This is a genomic window from Pseudomonas sp. PDM15 (genome assembly GCF_014851565.1).
Classification (GTDB): domain Bacteria; phylum Pseudomonadota; class Gammaproteobacteria; order Pseudomonadales; family Pseudomonadaceae; genus Aquipseudomonas.
The window spans coordinates 1-16906 of record NZ_JACVAA010000007.1 but is presented as its reverse complement, the minus strand read 5'-3'; the positions used below and the strand labels follow the sequence as shown (position 1 = coordinate 16906).

12 protein-coding genes are annotated in these 16906 nt (G+C 66.4%); 10 read left to right on the top strand and 2 right to left on the bottom strand.

Annotated elements, in window-relative coordinates; translation table 11 throughout:
• Positions 1-61 precede the first annotated feature (61 nt).
• From msrA to IB232_RS18675, 3 genes are all read left to right on the top strand, one after another.
• Positions 62-709: a peptide-methionine (S)-S-oxide reductase MsrA gene (msrA, locus tag IB232_RS18685; RefSeq protein WP_192400092.1), complete on the top strand. Its 648-nt coding sequence runs from the start codon at positions 62-64 to the stop codon at positions 707-709.
• A gap of 66 nt (positions 710-775) precedes the next feature.
• On the top strand, positions 776-973 hold the full coding sequence (locus IB232_RS18680; RefSeq protein ID WP_192400091.1) for a YjfB family protein: 198 nt from the start codon (positions 776-778) through the stop codon (positions 971-973).
• A 212-nt stretch (positions 974-1185) separates the two neighbouring features.
• The gene (locus IB232_RS18675) at positions 1186-1845 is read left to right on the top strand and encodes a hypothetical protein (RefSeq protein WP_192400090.1); all 660 of its coding nucleotides are present in this window, start codon (positions 1186-1188) and stop codon (positions 1843-1845) included.
• A gap of 43 nt (positions 1846-1888) precedes the next feature.
• Here IB232_RS18675 and IB232_RS18670 read toward each other — a convergent pair whose 3' ends face one another.
• Complete coding sequence (locus IB232_RS18670) at positions 1889-3535, bottom strand: phytoene desaturase family protein (protein WP_192400089.1); 1647 nt, start codon at positions 3533-3535, stop codon at positions 1889-1891.
• A gap of 126 nt (positions 3536-3661) precedes the next feature.
• Between IB232_RS18670 and IB232_RS18665 the strand changes: the two genes are divergently transcribed.
• The 3 genes from IB232_RS18665 (at position 3662) to IB232_RS23775 (ending at position 6681) form a co-directional block, all read left to right on the top strand.
• Complete coding sequence (locus IB232_RS18665) at positions 3662-4201, top strand: PadR family transcriptional regulator (RefSeq protein ID WP_192400088.1); 540 nt, start codon at positions 3662-3664, stop codon at positions 4199-4201.
• Positions 4202-4269: 68 nt separating this feature from the next.
• A complete protein-coding gene (locus tag IB232_RS18660) occupies positions 4270-5526 on the top strand; it encodes an HD-GYP domain-containing protein (RefSeq protein ID WP_192400087.1) in 1257 nt (418 codons plus the stop codon).
• A gap of 117 nt (positions 5527-5643) precedes the next feature.
• A complete protein-coding gene (locus IB232_RS23775; protein WP_318652291.1) occupies positions 5644-6681 on the top strand; it encodes a methyl-accepting chemotaxis protein in 1038 nt (345 codons plus the stop codon).
• 49 nt (positions 6682-6730) lie between these two features.
• Here IB232_RS23775 and IB232_RS18650 read toward each other — a convergent pair whose 3' ends face one another.
• Entirely contained in the window at positions 6731-7567 is an 837-nt protein-coding gene (locus tag IB232_RS18650; protein ID WP_192400086.1) for a 23S rRNA (adenine(2030)-N(6))-methyltransferase RlmJ, read from the bottom strand.
• Positions 7568-7722: 155 nt separating this feature from the next.
• Here IB232_RS18650 and IB232_RS18645 point away from each other — a divergent pair, with 155 nt between their 5' ends.
• The 4 genes from IB232_RS18645 to selO all read left to right on the top strand — a co-directional run bounded on the left by IB232_RS18645 (position 7723) and on the right by selO (position 16640).
• A complete protein-coding gene (locus IB232_RS18645; RefSeq protein ID WP_192400085.1) occupies positions 7723-9540 on the top strand; it encodes an acyl-CoA dehydrogenase in 1818 nt (605 codons plus the stop codon).
• A 429-nt stretch (positions 9541-9969) separates the two neighbouring features.
• A complete protein-coding gene (locus IB232_RS18640) occupies positions 9970-11712 on the top strand; it encodes a potassium/proton antiporter (protein ID WP_192400084.1) in 1743 nt (580 codons plus the stop codon).
• 83 nt (positions 11713-11795) lie between these two features.
• The gene (gene mscK / locus IB232_RS18635) at positions 11796-15110 is read left to right on the top strand and encodes a mechanosensitive channel MscK (RefSeq protein WP_192400083.1); all 3315 of its coding nucleotides are present in this window, start codon (positions 11796-11798) and stop codon (positions 15108-15110) included.
• A 69-nt stretch (positions 15111-15179) separates the two neighbouring features.
• Positions 15180-16640, top strand: a complete 1461-nt coding sequence (gene selO, locus IB232_RS18630; protein WP_192400082.1) for a protein adenylyltransferase SelO — start codon at positions 15180-15182, stop codon at positions 16638-16640.
• Positions 16641-16906: the final 266 nt, after the last annotated feature.

Below are 16906 nucleotides of genomic sequence, written 5' to 3'. Positions count from 1 at the left end.
CTTCAACCGCCCGCCCAGCGGAGTAAGCTATCCCCAGTCCGTCACAGCACAGGAACAGATCATGGTTCTGCGTTCGCAAATCCTCGCCCACAAACTCGAACTGCCCAGCGCCGAACAGGCCCTGCCCGGCCGTGCCGAGAGCATGGCGGTGCCCGCCGCCCACTATGTCAACGGCAACCCGCTCAAGGCACCCTTCCCCGCCGGCCTGCAGCAGGCGGTGTTCGCCATGGGTTGCTTCTGGGGCGTCGAACGGCGCTTCTGGCAACAGCCCGGCGTGTGGACCACCGCCGTGGGCTACGCCGGCGGCCATACGCCGAACCCGACCTACGAAGAGGTCTGCTCAGGCCTGACCGGCCATACTGAGGTGGTGCTGGTGGTGTTCGACCCGCAGCAGACCAGCTACGAGCAACTGCTCAAGGTGTTCTGGGAAGCGCACAACCCGACCCAGGGCATGCGCCAGGGCAACGATATCGGCACCCAGTACCGCTCGGCCATCTATTGCTTGGACGCGGCCCAACGCGCTGCCGCCGAAGCCAGCCAGGCGCAGTTCCAGGCCGAACTGGAAAAGGCCGGTCTCGGCCCCATCACCACCGAGATCGCCGACGCGCCGGCCTTCTACTACGCCGAGGCCTATCACCAGCAATACCTGGCGAAGAACCCAGGCGGCTATTGCGGGCTGGGCGGTACCGGGGTGTGCCTGCCGGTCTGAGTGGCGGAACCTTCGCCACGCTCTACCGGTCGACCCGGTAGAGCCATCTCCTCAGGAGAACCCGTCATGGACCTGAGCAATATCGCCAGCGCCGTTTCCAATGCCAACGCGGCACAGGCCTCGGCAACCGCCTCGCTGATGCTGCTGAGAAAGTCCCTGGATATTCAGGCCGCCAGCGCCATCGGCCTGATCCAGGCCATTCCGCAGGTCACTCCACCGAGCAATCCGCCAAACTTGGGCAATGCGATAGACGTGACGGTCTAGCGCCGGACATAGCTTTGCGTGGAAAGACGAACCTCGGCGCACAGCGGCGGATACCGAATCTGACTATTGGGGCAGGACCAGGCGGCGATCACATTCCCGGCATCAGGCCCGGAAGGCAGGCGGAAATCGGCTAATCTGGCCACCGTGCAGGCCACCCAGAATGGAGTCGGGGGCCAGCCATCACTCCTCCTCATCTAGCAAAGGGACATTGCATGAACGTCTTCAAACCCGCCCTCGCCTGCCTGCTGCTGGCCGCCAGCTGCGCCACCAGCGCCGAAACGCGCCTGACCCTGAAGAGCGACGCCGGCGACTACATCGGCCAGGGCAAGAGCTATCTCTATACCGATGCCAACGCCACCTTCCGCTACAGCAAGAATTACGACAACGGCATCGCCCTGAATATCGAGAGCGGCAGCGCCTGGTGGAGCCTGAACCTGGCCGCACCGGGCAATGCCCAGCTGCAGCCAGGCAGTTACCTGGCCGCCACCCGCTGGCCATTCCAGGCTGCCAATGCGCCAGGCCTGGACTTCTCCGGCAGCGGCCGCGGTTGCAATACGCTGACCGGCCGCTTCGATATCTTCGAGGTCAGCTACGACTCTGAGGGCGTGGTCACCGGCATCAATGCCAGCTTCGAACAGCACTGTGAAGGCGCCACGCCGGCCTTGCGTGGTCAGCTCAGCTACAACCTGGTAACGCCAATGGGCGTCAGCACCGTCGGTGTCAAACCTGTCAGCTACACCTGCTTGAACCGTACCAGCGGCCAGCGCCTGGTGCGCAAGAGCACGGCGACCCTGTTCGACTGCAAGCAGGCTGGCCTGCAGGTCAACCCGGGGGACCAGGTCACCATCAGCATTACCGGCGCCGCCGAGTAAGCTCTTCCGGCCGCGCATGCCAGGCATACGCGGCCACCCTTATCTAGCCAGCCACCTCGGCGCCCGAGCCTTCCTGGGCCGCCGACCTCCAGTTCTTCAACATCGCAGCAATCCGATACCCGCGCCAACCGAGCATGCGGGTCGCCGTCATCACCCCGGCCATCAGCGCACCGCCAACCCCGGCGGTGACGGTGTCGGCACCGGTCAGGTAGAGGCCCTTGATCGGCGTCTGGCTGTGGATCCAGTGCTGGTCGAAGCGCTGCACCGTGTGGTCGATGCCGTAGATCTCGCCCTGCTCATTCCACTGGTACCACTCGGTGGACAGCGGCGTGCCCAGCTCGCAGAAGTCCAGAGCGCCGCGCAGCTGCGGCTGGTGCTTGTAGAGAGTTTCCAGCAGTTGCTCGGTGAGCTGGGCCTTGAACGCTTCGTACTCGGCGCCGCGCTTGCCCCAGGTGGTGCCCTTCCACTGGGCGAACCACTGCGGCAGGGTCGGTGCGACGATTTCCACCGTGGCCTTGTGCGGGTAATGGGCATCCCAGGCCGGGTCCTTGGCCGAGGGGAAGCTGATGTAGATCAGCGGCATGGCCGGGTTATGCCCGCTCTCGAAGCTGCTGACGTTGTGGTCGTGATCATGAGTCGGGTAGACCCAGTAGTTGGTCTTCGGCAGGCCCAGCTCGGCGGCGCTGCCCTTGAAGCCGGCATACAGGCACAAGGTGGCGGCGGACAGCTCGACCTTCTGCAGTGGCGCCAGCAAGCCGTGCTCGCTGGCCACCTGCGCATCGAGCAGGCGGGTGTAGGTGGGCACCAGGCCCGCGCAGCTGACGATCTGCGGGGCGCGGATCTCCAGGCCGTCCTTCTGCAGGCGCACGCCCACGGCGCGTCCGTTTTCCACCAGGATCTTGTCGACCCCGGCGTAGGTGAATACATGGCCGCCGGCCGCCTCGATGGTCGGGATGATGGTCTCGGAGATCTTGATCGCCCCGCCCACCGGGTAGTTGCCGCCGGTGATGTAGTGCTTGGCCACCATGGCGTGCATGACGAACGCCGCCTTGGCCGGCGGCAGGCCGTAGTCGCCCCACTGGGCGGTAAGCACGCCGATCAGTTCCTGGTTCTGGGTCAGGCCTTCGAGCACTTCGCGGGTGCTCTTGAAGAAATAGGCCGGCAGCCACAGGCGGCGCAGCTTGGCGTAGAGTATGCCGAGCGAGCGCGGCAGGGCCTGGCCGGCGAAGAAGCGCGGCACCCGTGCACTGACGTCGCTGAGCAGCTCCACGTAGCGGTCAATGGCCGTCGCTTCGCCGGGGAAGTGCTGCTTCATCTCGGCCTTGAATTCCTCGCGGCCGGCCACGTAGTCGTAGGTCTTGTCGCCGATGACGATGCGGTCGTAGCGGGCATCCATCGGCGCCCATTCCAGCTTGCCGTCGCTGATCACGTCGAAGATGCGGCGGATCGCCGACCAGGGTTTGTGCACCTCACCGATGTAGTGCACGCCCACGTCCCACTCGTAGCCTTCGCGCTCGTAGCTGTGGGTGTAGCCGCCGGCGGTGTAGTGCTGCTCCAGCACGCACACGCGCTTGCCGAGCTTGGCCAGCAGCGCGGCGGTGGTCAGGCCGCCGATGCCGGAGCCGATGATGATGGCGTCGTAGTCGTCGCGGACCAGACGCGAGCGCAAGCGGGTACCGGTGCGTTTCATGGAGGGCTCCTGCGTTATTGTCGCTATGCAATTTTTTGCATACTAGACAGCACCTGCCGACCATGCAACTTTTTGCATAATCCGTATACTGCCGCGCATCTCCCAGCCAGCCGGTGAAGCCCGTTCATGTCGCTCAAGCACGCCATCCTTATCCTCCTGGAAAGCGAACCCGGTAGCGGCTACGACTTGCTCAAGCGCTTCAAGGATGGCCTCGGCTACTTCTGGAACGCCAAGCACCAGCAGGTCTATCTAGAACTGAAGAAACTCAACGAGGCCGGCTGGCTGGAGTTCGAGGCGGAGGCGCAGGAGACCCGCCCGGACAAGAAGATCTATCGCCTGACCCCCGCCGGCCACACCGAGCTGCTGCGCTGGCTGGGCGAGCCCGTGCAGCCGAACAAGATCAACGATGCGCTGCTGGTGAAGTTGTATGCCGGCGCCCACACCTCGCTGGACAACCTGCGCGAGGAAATGAGCCGCCACGTGGCCGTGCACCGCAAGACCCTGGACAGCCTGCTGAGCATCGAGCGCGACTACCACGCCCTGCCCGCCGAACAGCGCGACGCGCTGCGCCTACCGTACCTGACCTTGCGTCGCGGCATTCTCGGCGAACAGTCCTGGCTGGCCTGGGCGGCCGAAGTCGAGACGGAGCTGACACGAATACCCTGACAGCGGCTGCCAGCCCGGCGGCAAGGCGCTAGACTGCCAGCAAAAGGCCAGCAACACTCGATACCCGCATGCCCGCAGTCACCAAGCTCATCTCCCCCGACCAGCTGTGCGTGGGTCTTTATATCCACCTGGACCTGAGCTGGTGGGAGCACAACTTCGCCTTCAGCAGTTTCAAGATCAAGGACGAGGGCCAGCTCCAGGCCCTGCGCGGCCTGGGCCTGAGCCAGCTGCGCTACGAGCCGGCGCGCAGCGACTGCCAGCCCCTGGCGTTGCAACCCGCCGAGCCGCAGGAGCAGGCCGAGGAGCCGCCCAAGCCCAGCCCCGAGGAACAGGCACGCCAGGCCCGCGCGGCCAAGCTCGGTGCCCTGCGCAAGCGCCTGGCCGAAGTGGACCGCACCTTCGTGCAGGCAAGCCAGCGGGTGAAGTCGCTCAACCAGGCCCTGCGCAATCAGCCGGAAGACGCCATCAAGCTGGCCGGCGAGGTGGTGCGCGAGCTGGTCGAGGCGCTGCTCGGCGAGGATGGCGCGGCGCTGCACAGCATCAACGGCAAGGCCGCCGACGACGCCTACTTCCACCCGCTCAACGTCACCGTGCTGTCGGTGATGCTCGGCCGCCAGCTCGGCTACGACTCCGAGGCCTGCCACAGCCTGGGCCTGGGCGCGCTGCTGCACGACATGGGCAAGCTGGAGGTGCCGAGCAAAGTACTGCTCAAGGCCGAGCCGTTGACCCGCCCCGAGCAGCAGCTGCTGCAGCTGCACGTGGACTTCGGCGTGCGCCGCGGTCGCGAGCTGATGCTCGACGACGAGGTGCTGCGAATCATCCAGGAGCACCACGAATACTGCGACGGCAGCGGCTATCCCAAGGGCCTGCGCGAGGCGGCCATCGGCCGCCTGAGCCGGGTGGTGAGTATCGCCAACGCCTTCGACAACCTGTGCAACCCGCTCAACCCGCGCGACGGTCTGAGCCCCCACGAGGCGCTGACGCTGATGTTCAAGCAGCAGCGCGAGCGCTTCGACGAGGTGGCGCTGAAGGCCTTTATCCGCTGCATGGGCGTGTACCCGCCGGGCAGCCTGGTGCAGCTGGAGGACGAGCGCTACGCCCTGGTGCTGGCCATGCACCCGAGCCTGCCGCTGAAGCCGACGCTGATTCTCTACGAGCCGAGTGTGCCCAAGGCCGAGGCGCTGATCGTCAACCTGGAGCACGAGCCCCGGCTGGCCATCGCCCGCAGCCTGCGTCCGGCGCAGCTGCCTCTGGAGGCGCTGGAGTACCTGAACCCGCGCCAGCAACTCACCTATTACGTCGACCCGCGCCAGCGCGGAAAATAGCGCTTAGTGCGGATGACCGCGCCAGAACAATCGCGCCTAAACTCAGCGAACCGTCGCCGCTGCCGATACAGCGGATCAGATCGATCGCCGCCAAACAAGAAGTAGACCCGGCCAGCCATGTACAACCCGCGCTTTTCCGACCTCCACGAGATTCCGCCGAAGGCCTTCAGCTTGGCTGCCGTGGCGCTGCAGGTGTCGCCCTGGCTGCTGGTCGGCCTGGGCGCCTGGGGTGGCCTGCCGCTGTGGATCTGCCTGTTCAGCGGCGTGTGCCTGAGCTTCGGTCTGCTGCCCGCGCTGGCCACCGCCACCCATTGGCGAGCGTTGATGCAGCCACGACCGAGCGAGGCCGAACCCCTGCCCTGGCTGACGCCGCTGGCCGATGCGCTGGATGCCCAGTGCGCGCAGCAACGCGCGTTGCTCGAACGCCTGCAACAGGATCTACAGGCACGCGACGATGCCGCCCAGCGGCACTGGCAGACCGAGGACGAACGACTGCGGCAGCAGAATCACGGCGCCCAGGCCCTGCTGGCCGAGTTGCCGATGTCGGCGCCGGACGACGAGGCGCAGGCCCGCCAGGCACTCGCCGCCCTGCTCGACCAGCAGCGGCAGACCCGCGAGCAGACCGCCGTTCTGGCCGAGGGCATGCGCGGCATCGCGCAACAGGCCGAGACCGTGCTGCGCGCCACCACCGACATGGACTCCATCGCCAAGCAGACCAATCTGCTGGCGCTGAATGCCGCCATCGAGGCGGCACGGGCAGGCGAGAGCGGCCGTGGCTTCGCCGTGGTGGCCGACGAGGTGCGCGCCCTGTCCAGCCGCTCCACCGACTTTTCCCTGGCCATTCGCAGCACGGTGGGCGAGATGCTGGAGGCCCTGCGCCAGGCCGACGCGCAGACCAATCAACTGGCCCAGGACGGCGCGCAGAGCAGCGAGGAAGCGCAACAGCGCATCGCCGACAGCCTGGCGGCACTGCGCGCAAGCCAGGAGCGCACCCTGGAAATCGCCGGCCGATTGAGTGATCTGCTGCAGACGATGGGCGGCCCGCTCGCCGCTCCGCCGGCAATATCCAGCGACGCCATCCGCGCACTGCAGCAGCAGGACCAGGCGCTGGCCGAACTGGCCGCGCGACTGCGCGACCAAGCCATGCCTCGCTAGCGCCTCGCCAGCTGAGGTGCCTTAGGGCGCACCGGGCCGTAAAGATCGGTCAGTCGGCAATCAGCCAGTCCAGGCGGAAGCTGCCCTGGCTCTGCGCCAGCTTCTTGGCCAGCCAGGGCAGCAGCTGTTTCAGCTCGTCTTCCAGGCCCCAGGGCGCGTTGGCGATGGCCAGGCCGGAGCCGGCCAGGCGATTGGCATCGTCCGGGGCGTGGACGAACAGTTCGACGCGCAGCAGCTTGGGGGCGCTGGATTTTTCCAGGCCCTGGTAGAAGCGCTTGAGCTGGCGTTCGTCCTTGATCGGGTACCAGATGGCGACCACGGTCTGGCGCATGCGGCCGATGGCCTCGTCCAGCGCGGTGACGCAGCGCTCCAGTTCGTCGGCCTTCTCGAACGGCGGATCGATCAGCAGCAGCGCACGCTTCTCCGCCACCGGCAGCAGGGCCCGCGGCACGTGCCAGCCCTCGCCCAGGTGCACGGCCACGCGGCGGTCGCCCTTCATGTTGTCCTTGAGCAGCTGGCCGTCTTCCGGGTGCTTCTCGTTGAGCAGCACGCGGTCCTGCTCGCGGGTCAGCTGGCTGGCCAGCTCGGGCGAGCCGGGGTAATAGCGCAGCGCACCGTCCGGGTTGAGCGTGCGCAGCACGCCGAAGTAGTCGGCGGTCGCCTCGGGCAGGTCCGGCGCATCCCACAGCCGGCCGATGCCTTCCAGCCACTCGCCGGTGCGGGTAGCCTGGTCGCCCTGCAGGTCATACAGGCCGACGCCGGCATGGCTGTCGAGATAGGCGAAGGGCGCCTCCTTGCGCGACAGCAGGGCGATGATGCGGCTGATGACGAGGTGCTTGAGCACATCGGCATGGTTGCCGGCATGGAAGGCGTGGCGGTAGTTCATGGGCGCGTTACCTGAAGCAGAACCTGGAGCGGGTGCGAATTGTAGCCCGAAGGGACGACGCGAACAGTTTCTAGCTCAGCATCAGGCCGATGAATCTTGCTAGGCGGCCTCTATTCACGACTCTAGACTTCAAGAAGATCCCACCGGAGACGATCATGTCCGAGTCCCTGCTCAGTTCCCGCAACCTGGCCTTCGAACTCTACGAAGTGCTGGACGCCGAAGCCCTGACCCAGCGCGAGCGCTTCGCCGACCACAATCGGGAAACCTTCGATGCCGCCATCGGCACCGCGCGCGGTATCGCCGAGGAGCTGTTCGCCCCGCACAACCGCAAGAACGACGAGCACGAGCCGCAGTACGTGGACGGCGCCGCTGTGCTGATCCCCGAGGTGGCCCCGGCGCTCAAGGCCTTCCACGAAGCCGGCTTCCTCAACGCCACCCGCGACTTCGAGGCCGGCGGCATGCAGCTGCCCAACCTGCTGTCGCAGGCCTGCTTCGCCCACTTCCAGTCGGCCAACTGCGCCACCAGCTCCTATTCGATGCTGACCATGGGCGTGGCCAACCTGATCGAGGCCTTCGGCAGCGCCGAACAGCAGCAGCGCTTCCTGCAGCCGATCATCGACGGCCGCTTCTTCGGCACCATGGGTCTGACCGAGCCGCACGCCGGCTCGTCGCTGTCGGACATCCGCACCAAGGCCGAGCCGCATGCCGATGGCAGCTATCGGATCAAGGGCAACAAGATCTTCATCTCCGGCGGCGACCAGCCGATCTCCGAGAACATCGTGCACATGGTGCTGGCCAAGCTGCCGGACGCCCCACCCGGGGTGAAGGGCATCAGCCTGTTCATAGTGCCGAAGTTCCTGGTCAACGACGACGGTTCGCTGGGCAAGCGCAACGACGTGACCCTGGCCGGCCTGTTCCACAAGATGGGCTGGCGCGGCACCACCTCCACCGCGCTGAACTTCGGCGACAACGGCGAGTGCGTCGGCTATCTGGTAGGCAAGCCGCACCATGGCCTGTCCTATATGTTCCAGATGATGAACGAGGCGCGCATCGGCGTCGGCATGGGCGCCATCATGCTCGGCTACGCCGGCTACCTGTACTCGCTGGACTATGCGCGCAACCGCCCGCAGGGCCGCCACGCCGATGGCAAGGATCCGAGCAGCCCGCAGATTTCCATCGTCGAGCACGCCGATGTGCGGCGCATGCTGCTGACCCAGAAGGCCTACGTGGAAGGTGCCTTCGACCTTGGCCTGTACGCCGCCCGCCTGTTCGACGACACCCAGACCATGCCAAGCGAGGAAGAACGCAAGAAGGCTTTGGAGCTCCTCGATCTGCTGACCCCGATCGTCAAGTCCTGGCCGTCCGAGTTCTGCCTCAAGGCCAACGAGCTGGCCATCCAGGTGCTCGGCGGCCACGGCTACACCCGCGAATACCCGGTGGAACAGTACTACCGCGACAACCGCCTCAATCCGATCCACGAGGGCACCCACGGCATCCAGTCGCTCGACCTGCTGGGCCGCAAGGTATCGATGAACGGCGGCGCCGCGCTCAAGCAGCTGATGGCGCTGATCCAGGACACCTGCCAGCGTGCCGAAGCCTTCGAGTCGTTGAATCGTCTGCGCCAGCCGCTGGAGCAGTTGGTACAGCGCCTCGGCGGCGTGACCCTGGCCTTGCTCGGCGACCTGCTGACCGGCAAGGTCAACCAGGGCCTGGCCAACTCGGCGCTGTACCTCAAGGCCTTCGGCCACGCGGTGATCGGCTGGCGCTGGCTGGAACAGGCGATTCGTGCCGAAGAGGGGCTGGCCCTGATTCATAAGGGCGGGGGCAACGCCGCCGACGTCGACTTCTACCAGGGCAAGCTGCAGGCCGCGCGCTTCTTCCTGACCTGGGAAGTGCCGAGCTGCCAGCACGAATTGAACATTCTCGAAGCGCGCGACGACACCTGCCTGAACATGCAGGACGCCTGGTTCTGATTTGACGCTTTACTCTTCCCCGCCCCGCGAACATGCGGGGCTTTTTTCCTGTAGCAGAACACCTCACTGCACGCCCTGGTAGCCCGGACTTCAGTCCGGGAACTGGACGCGCGCCCCCGGACTGAAGTCCGGGCTACCTGGTTGCATGAACCTGCAAGGTGCCGGTTATGCCCCACAGCTATCCCGCGTAGAGCGTCGTCCACCCTATGCAATAGCAAGCCCGGCCATCAGCAGCTAAACAGCTGATTCAGCTACAAAAGAACGCCCCGCACATGAGGGGCGTTTCCTTTTGACAGGAGAGCAAAGCGGCAGGTTATTATCCGGCATGATCTCTGCTTAGGATCTGTTGACGCCTCCCCCCGCGGCCGCGATCGCACGTGAACAGAACCTGGAGCGTCGCCCCTCGCCTCATTCGCCCGGAGTACGCCCTTGGACGCCAGCACCATCAATAGCCTGTTCCTGATCGGCGCGTTGCTGGTGGGCGCAAGCATTCTGGTGAGCTCGGTGTCCTCGCGCCTGGGCATCCCGATCCTGGTGATCATCCTCGCCGTCGGCATGGTCGCCGGCGTCGACGGTCCCGGCGGCATCGGCTTCAGCAACTACCCGATGGCCTACCTGGTGGGCAACCTGGCGCTGGCCATCATCCTCCTCGACGGCGGCCTGCGCACACGGGTCTCCAGCTTCCGCGTGGCCTTGTGGCCGGCGCTGTCGCTGGCCACGGTGGGGGTGCTGATCACCACCGGCCTGACCGGCATGGCCGCCGCCTGGCTGTTCGACCTGAACCTGATGCAGGGCCTGCTGATCGGCGCTATCGTCGGCTCCACCGACGCCGCCGCGGTGTTCTCCCTGCTCGGCGGCAAGGGCCTCAACGAGCGGGTCACGGCCACCCTGGAAATCGAGTCCGGCAGCAACGATCCGATGGCGGTGTTCCTCACCGTGACCCTGATCGACATGCTCGCCAAGGGCCAGAGCGAGATCAGCATCGCCTTTCTCGGCCACCTGCTCAGCGAGTTCGGCATCGGCGCCCTGCTCGGCCTCGGCGGCGGTTGGCTGCTGCTGCAGCTGATCAACCGCATCAACCTGCCCAATGGCCTCTATCCCCTGCTGGTGGTCAGTGGCGGCCTGCTGGTGTTCGCCCTGACCAATGCCCTGCACGGCAGCGGCATTCTCGCCGTGTACCTGTGCGGCCTGGTGCTGGGCAACCGGCCGATCCGCTCGCGCCACAGCATCCTGCACATGCTCGACGGCATGGCCTGGCTGGCGCAGATCGGCATGTTCCTGGTGCTCGGCCTGCTGGTGACGCCGCATGACCTGCTGCCCATCGCCATCCCGGCCCTGGGCCTGGCCTTGTGGATGATTCTGTTCGCCCGCCCGCTGTCGGTGGTGATCGGCCTGCTGCCGTTCCGCGCCTTCCACGACCGCGAGAAGATCTTCATCGCCTGGGTCGGCCTGCGCGGCGCGGTGCCGATCATTCTCGCCGTGTTCCCGATGATGGCCGGCCTGGAGCACTCGCAGCTGTACTTCAACCTGGCCTTCTTCATCGTGCTGGTCTCCCTGCTGCTGCAGGGCGCCAGCCTGCCGCTGGCGGCCAAATTGCTGCGTGTCACCGTACCGCCGGAGCCGGCGCCGATCTCCCGCGCCGGCCTGGAAATCCACCCGACCAGCGAGTGGGAGCTGTTCATCTACCGCCTGGGTGCGGAGAAGTGGTGCATCGGCGCGCCGCTGCGCGAGCTGAAGATGCCGGAAGGCACCCGCGTCGCCGCGCTGTTCCGCGGCACTGAGCTGCTGCACCCCTCCGGCAGTACCACCCTGGACGCCGGCGACATCCTCTGCGTGGTCGGCCACGAGCACGACCTGTCGGCCCTCGGCAAGCTGTTCAGCCAGGCGCCGCAGCGCAGCGCCGACCTGCGTTTCTTCGGCGACTTCGTGCTGGAGGGCGATGCTCAGCTCAGTGCGATCGCCGCCCTGTATGGCCTCAAGCTCGGCGAGGAGGACGGCAGCCAGCCGCTGGGACGCTTCATCGCCCACGAGATCGGCGGCCAGCCGATTCTCGGCGACCAAGTCGAATGGAATGGCCTGACCTGGACCGTGGCCCTGATGGAAGGGAACAAGGTACGCAAGGTCGGCGTCCGATTCCCCGAAGGTCAGGCCAAGCCCGGACTCTTCCTCTAGGCCGGGCGAAAGTGACGCGAGCGGCAGCGTCCGCTTTGCGCCTGGCATATCATTAGCCGCATTTCCGTTCACGACCCTCGACCATGCCTCTTCTGCGTTCCCTCTTTACCACCCTGTTCCTCGGCCTGTGCCTGGCCGCCCATCCCGCTGCCGCCGCCGAGCCACCGGCGGCCAAGGCCGTGCAGGACAGCCTCGCGTCCCTGGCCGATCGCAAGTTGCCCGAAGCCGAGCAGAGCGAGATCAAGGCCCAACTGGAGCAGACCCTGAGCTTCCTCGCCGCCCGCGACGAGAGCCTGCAGAAACTCGATGCCTTGAAGGTCCAGCTGCGCGACGCGCCGCGTCTGACCAGCGAGGCCCAGCGCGAGCTGGCCCGCCTCAAGGCCGGTCAGCCGGTCAACGTCGCCACCCGCTACGCCCGCTCCAGTGTGGAGCAGCTGGAGCAGCAGCTCAGCGAGCGCAGCGGCAAGCTCAGCGGCTGGCAGCAGGAACTGGCCGAGGCCAGCAGCCTGCTGATCACCGCGCAGACCCGCCCCGAGCGGGCCCAGGCCGAGATCAGCGCCAACCAGACCCGCGCCATGCAGATCAACAATCTGCTCAAGGTCGGCAAGGAAGCCGGCAAGTCCCTGACCGCCGAGCGCCGCGGCGAACTCAACGCCGAACTGGCCGCCCTCGAGGCGCAGACCTCGCTGCGCCGCCAGGAGCTGGCCGGCAACAGCCTGCTGCAGGACCTGGGCAGCGCCCGCCATGAGCTGCTGCAGGAGCGCATCCGCCGCCTGGACCAGGAGAGCCTCGACCTGCAGGCGCTGATCAGCGACAAGCGCCGGGTCAGCTCGGAGAAGACCGTCGCCGAACTCTCCCGCGAGGCCGAGAAGGCCACCCCGGACAGCCTGCTGGCCCAGGAGAGCGCCACCAACCTGAAGATTTCCGACTACCTGCTGCGCGCCACCGAGCGCCTCAACCAGCTGACCCGAATGAACCTGGAGACCAAGCAGCAGCTGGACAGCGTCAACCAGGCCGCCCAGGCGCTGGACGAGCAGGTCAGCGTGCTCAAGGGCAGCCTGTTGCTGGCCAAGATCCTCTATCAGCAGAAGCAGGCCCTGCCCAAGCCGCAGCTGGACCGCAACCTGGCCGACGAAATTGCCGATATCCGCCTGTATCAGTTCGAGCTGAACCAGGAGCGCGACAAGCTGGGCGACCTCAACGCCTATGTCGACGGCCTGCTGGCCAGCCAGCCGAGCGAGCAGGTCACCCCCGAGCTGCGCAAGACCCTGCTGGAGCTGGCAACCACCCGCAACGACCTGCTGCAGCACATGAACCGTGAGCTGAACACCCTGCTCAACGAGTCCATCACCCTGCAGCTGAACCAGAAACAGCTGCAGGAAATGATCGGCACCCTGCGTGCCACCCTGGACGAGCAGATGTTCTGGATTCCCAGCAACAAGCCGCTCGACCTGGCTTGGCTGCAGCAGATGCCGCATTTGCTGGAGCGCCAGCTGAAGACCATGCCCTGGGGCTCCGGCGTGCACGAACTGGGTGCAGGCCTGGTCGACCGGCCCTGGCTATTCATTCCCCTGCTGCTGCTGATCGGCGGACTGCTGTGGCGCCGCAGTTGGCTGTATGCCAAGTTGCAGGCGCTGCACGAGGACATCGGCCACTACAAGCGCGACAGCCAGATGCACACGCCGATGGCGATCTTCCTCAACGTGCTGCTGGCCCTGCCGGTGACCCTGTTCCTCACCCTGTGCGGGGTGGCCCTGCTGATCGACGCCCGCGGCCAGAACGCCACCCTCGGCAGCGCCCTGCTGGAGATGGCCCAGGCCTGGCTGGTGTTCTACACCCTGTATCGCATCCTCTCTCCCGGCGGCGTGGCCGAGCTGCACTTCCGCTGGCCGCGACCGCAGGTGGCGCTGCTGAGCAAGCAGGTACGCCGCCTGGGTCTGGTGGTGATGGCGCTGGTGGCGGTGGTGACCGTCGCCGAGCATCAGCCGCAGGCCCTGGCCGAAGACGTGGTCGGCATTCTCGTGGTGCTCACCGGCTACGCGCTGATGACTTTGATCCTGAGCAAGCTGCTGCTGGCCGAGCCGATGCGCGAGCAGACCTCGCCGCTCCGCCTGCTGCTCGGTATCGGTGTCTCGGTGCTGCCGCTGGCGTTTATCATCGCCGTCGCCTTCGGCTACTACTACACCTCGCTGAAGCTCACCGACCGCCTGATCAACACCCTCTACCTGCTGATCCTGGCGCTGCTGATCGAGGCCGCCTTCGTCCGCGGCCTGGCCGTGGCCGCGCGCCGCCTTGCCTATGCCCGCGTGCTGGCCAAGCGCCGGACGCAGACCAAGGAGAACGAGGAAGGCGACGAAGTGACGGTCGAAGAGCCGGCGATGGACATCGACCAGATCAACCAGCAGTCCCTGCGCCTGATCCGCCTGGCTCTGTTCGGCGGCTTCCTCGCCTGCATGTACCTGGTCTGGGCCGACCTGATCAGCGTGTTCGCCTACCTCGACCAGATCAACCTGTACCAATACTCTGCCGGTACCGGCGCCACCGCCACGCAGATCCCCATCAGCCTGCTCGATGTGCTCGGCGCGCTGATCATCGCCGGTATCACCGCCGCTCTGGCGCGCAACCTGCCGGGCTTGTTGGAAGTGTTGGTGCTGTCCAAGCTGCGGCTGGCCCAGGGCAGCGCCTACGCCACCACCACCCTGCTGTCCTACGCTATCGCCGGCATCGGTTTCGTCACCGCGCTCTCCACCCTCGGGGTCAGCTGGGACAAGCTGCAGTGGCTGGTGGCCGCGCTCTCGGTGGGTATCGGCTTCGGCATGCAGGCGATCTTCGCCAACTTCATCTCCGGCCTGATCCTGCTGTTCGAGCGGCCGATCCGAATCGGCGACCTGGTGACCATCGGCACCGTCACCGGCACGGTCAACCGTATCCGCATCCGCGCCACGCACATCACCGACAGCGACCGCAAGGAAGTGATAGTGCCGAACCAGATCCTCCTCACCAGCCAGCTGATCAACTGGACCCTGACCGATACCGTCACCCGCATAGTGTTGGTCTATACGGTCAACCGCGGCGCGGACCTGGAGCTGGTGCGCAAGCTGCTGCTGCAGGCCGCCCAGGAGAACAGCCGCGTGCTGCGCGACCCGGCGCCCAACGTGCAGTTGAAGACCTACGGTGCGAGCACCCTGGAGCACGAGCTCAAGGTGTACGTGCGCGAGCTCGGCGACCGCGGCCTGGCCACCGATGAGCTGAACCGGCGCATCGACCAGCTGTTCCAGGACAACGACATCAACATCGCCTCGACACCGAAGATGGACGTGGTCTTCAGCCGCAAGTCCGCTGCCCACCCGGAGCCAGCCGACGCCGAGGAAGCCGCCCCGCAACAGCCGCCGCGCTGACGCTCAAGCGCCGGGACCACCCGTCCCGGCGATTTCCCCAGGGCCTCGTGCCCGTGACAAGCTGAGCCCATGAAGACTCTCGACGCGCTGCAGTTCGACAACCGCTTCGCCCGCCTGGGCGACGCCTTCTCCACCGAGGTATTGCCCGAGCCGCTGGACGAGCCGCGCCTGGTGGTGGCCAGCCCGGCGGCCATGGCCCTGCTCGACCTGAACCCGGCCGAGGCCGACAGCGAGGTGTTCGCCCAGCTGTTCGCCGGGCACAAGCTGTGGAGCGATGCCGAGCCGCGCGCCATGGTCTATTCCGGGCACCAGTTCGGCGTCTACAACCCGCGCCTGGGCGATGGCCGCGGCCTGCTGCTGGGCGAGGTGGTCAACGATGCCGGCGAGCACTGGGACCTGCACCTCAAGGGCGCCGGCCAGACGCCGTACTCGCGCATGGGCGACGGTCGCGCCGTGCTGCGCAGCTCGATCCGCGAATTCCTCGCCAGCGAATACATGCATGCCCTCGGAATCCCCACGTCGCGCGCCCTGTGCGTGACCGGCTCGAGCACGCCGGTGTGGCGCGAGCGCCAGGAGAGCGGCGCCATGCTGCTGCGCCTGGCGCCCAGCCATGTGCGCTTCGGCCACTTCGAGTACTTCTATTACACCAACCAGCACGAGCGGCTGAAGGAGCTGGGCGAACATGTAATTGCCTGCCACTTCGCCGAGTGCCTGACGACGGAGAACCCCTGGGCGGCGATGTTCCGCGAGATCGTCGAGCGCAACGCCGAGCTGATCGCCAAATGGCAGGCCTATGGCTTCTGCCACGGAGTGATGAACAGCGACAACATGTCGATCCTCGGCATCACCTTCGACTACGGCCCCTACGCCTTCCTCGACGACTTCGACGCCAACCACATCTGCAACCACTCGGACGACTCCGGCCGCTACAGCTTTAGCAACCAGGTGCCCATCGCCCACTGGAACCTGGCCGCCCTGGCCCAGGCGCTGACACCCTTCGTCGAGGTGGAACAGCTGCGCGAGAGCCTCGGCCTGTTCTTGCCGCTGTTCCAGGCCCACTACCAGGACCTGATGCGTCGCCGCCTCGGCCTGACCACTGCCGACGAGCGCGATGCCGCGCTGGTCGAGCGCCTGCTGCAGCTGATGCAGACGAGCGCGGTGGACTACAACCTGTTCTTCCGCCGCCTCGGCGAACGGGCGCCGGCCGATGCCATCAAGACGCTGCGCGAGGATTTCGTCGACCTCGCCGGCTTCGATCAGTGGGGCCTGGAATATCAGGCACGGGCTGCCGGCGAGACTGGTGATCAGGCCGAGCGACGCACACGCATGCACGCGGTCAACCCGCTCTACCTGCTGCGCAACTACCTGGCGCAGAACGCCATCAGCGCCGCCGAGCAAGGCGACTACGCCCCGGTGCGCGAGCTGCACGCGGTACTCTCGCGCCCCTTTGAAGAACAGCCCGGCATGCAGCGCTACACCGAGCGCCCACCAGAATGGGGCAAGCATCTGGAAATCAGCTGCTCGTCCTGAGTCAGCCTGCCCTGGCGCGGCTTCACCCGCCTACGCACCCTCTCCCTCCGGGAGAGGGCCGGGATGAGGAGCTCTGACTGCACTCCGGAGCCGTAGCCCGGATGCAATCCGGGACCGCCCCGCCACCTGCACTCTCGCACTGCGCAACTCCTTGCACACTCGCCTCGCCGCCCCCTTGTCAGCCCCGCCCCAGCACCCGATTCACGGGCCTCCGGCGCCCTGCGCAAGCCCCTGCACAGACCTGCGCCAGATATTGCACAACCTTC

Excerpts from the sequence above, each read along its gene's own strand:
- IB232_RS18670 (WP_192400089.1), bottom strand. The coding sequence starts at position 3,535 with ATGAAACGCACCGGTACCCGCTTGCGCTCGCGTCTGGTCCGCGACGAC.
- mscK (WP_192400083.1), top strand. The coding sequence starts at position 11,796 with ATGCCTCTTCTGCGTTCCCTCTTTACCACCCTGTTCCTCGGCCTGTGC.
- IB232_RS18660 (WP_192400087.1), top strand. The coding sequence starts at position 4,270 with ATGCCCGCAGTCACCAAGCTCATCTCCCCCGACCAGCTGTGCGTGGGT.
- IB232_RS18680 (WP_192400091.1), top strand. The coding sequence starts at position 776 with ATGGACCTGAGCAATATCGCCAGCGCCGTTTCCAATGCCAACGCGGCA.
- selO (WP_192400082.1), top strand. The coding sequence starts at position 15,180 with ATGAAGACTCTCGACGCGCTGCAGTTCGACAACCGCTTCGCCCGCCTG.
- IB232_RS18645 (WP_192400085.1), top strand. The coding sequence starts at position 7,723 with ATGTCCGAGTCCCTGCTCAGTTCCCGCAACCTGGCCTTCGAACTCTAC.
- IB232_RS23775 (WP_318652291.1), top strand. The coding sequence starts at position 5,644 with ATGTACAACCCGCGCTTTTCCGACCTCCACGAGATTCCGCCGAAGGCC.
- msrA (WP_192400092.1), top strand. The coding sequence starts at position 62 with ATGGTTCTGCGTTCGCAAATCCTCGCCCACAAACTCGAACTGCCCAGC.
- IB232_RS18675 (WP_192400090.1), top strand. The coding sequence starts at position 1,186 with ATGAACGTCTTCAAACCCGCCCTCGCCTGCCTGCTGCTGGCCGCCAGC.
- IB232_RS18665 (WP_192400088.1), top strand. The coding sequence starts at position 3,662 with ATGTCGCTCAAGCACGCCATCCTTATCCTCCTGGAAAGCGAACCCGGT.
- IB232_RS18650 (WP_192400086.1), bottom strand. The coding sequence starts at position 7,567 with ATGAACTACCGCCACGCCTTCCATGCCGGCAACCATGCCGATGTGCTC.